This window comes from Rhodoferax sp. RT5P35 (assembly GCF_056521385.1).
Map to the genome: position 1 here is coordinate 1 of NZ_JBWMAX010000234.1, position 1,188 is coordinate 1,188.

Here is a 1,188-nt window from a genome sequence, read left to right on the forward strand (position 1 = left end):
GCGTTTCGGGTGAAATGCGCCAGCGGTTCAGCCCCTCGTGGGTGGGCCATGCCGGTTTGTTTGTGGGTGCCGGGGGCGGGCGCGGTGGCTACACGCTGTCGGGTGGCGGCCTGATGTTGCGTGGCGACGTTGGCCTGACCTACGAGACCGCGGGTTACGGCAACCTGGGCTTTGGCCTGAGCCACGTCAAATTCCCCTCCGGGGTGATTGGCAGCACGCAGCCCTACCTGCAATATGAGTACCCTTTTTACAGCCTGCTCAGTTCGGGTTGGCAAGCCCCTGCAGCAACCGGCAGCAGCACGGGCATGCGGCTTGTGAAGCCCGGTGTCAACGAGTTTTCAATGGTGGCGCGAAGCTACAAAATCCCATCCTCGGTGGTGCGTGACGACGGCACACCCCAACACCCCAGCATGGCCTTGCTGGGGGTAGAGTGGTTGTCCTATGTGGACGACCGCTGGTTCCTGAAGCTGGAGTCCGAAGGCGCCATGGGCGGCCAGAGCAACGGCTACATGCAAATTCTGGCAGGCGGGGGCTACCGCCTGCCGCTTACCAGCAGCACGGCCGTCAAATTTCACGCCGCAGCAGGCCCGGCGGGCGGGGGTGGTGTGGACACCGGTGGCGGCTTGCTGCTGGATGCCGGCATTGCCCTGCAACAAAAAATCACCCGGCGCATGGCGCTGGAACTGTCCCTGGGTGAAGTGCGTGCGCCGTCCCGCAGCTTCAGGGCCCAAAGCGTGGGCCTCAAACTGGACTACCTGTTTGGCTTGCCTGACGTGTCCTCAGACACCGTGGCCTGGAGCGCCTTGCAGGGTTTTGATGCCCAAAACCTGCGGGTGAGGGTGGCGAACCAGACCTATTTCAAAGCATCGCCCCAGTGGCGCAACCGCTCCATTGACGACTCGGTCAGCAACCTCGGTGTGCAGCTTGACTACTTCGTTTCCCCCAACTGGTTTGTCACAGGCCAGGGCCTGGCCGCCTATGCGGGTGACGCGGGGGCCTACATGACCGGCCAAATTGGTGCCGGTGCGCAGTGGCCCTTGTCCGAGCGCTGGTTTGTGGAAGGCGAAGCCCTGGTTGGCGCGGCGGGCGGCGGCGGGCTGGCGGTGGGCGGTGGTTTGGTGGTGCAGGGCAACGCGTCAGTGGGTTACCGCTTGTCCAAGTCGCTCTCCATCCTGGCCACGGCAGGCC

1 protein-coding gene is annotated in these 1,188 nt (G+C 64.3%); it reads left to right on the forward strand.

What is annotated here, in order from left to right; genetic code table 11:
- A partial coding sequence (locus AC097L_RS25265) for a hypothetical protein (RefSeq protein ID WP_479589456.1) occupies window positions 1-1,188 on the forward strand: 1,188 nt, incomplete at both ends.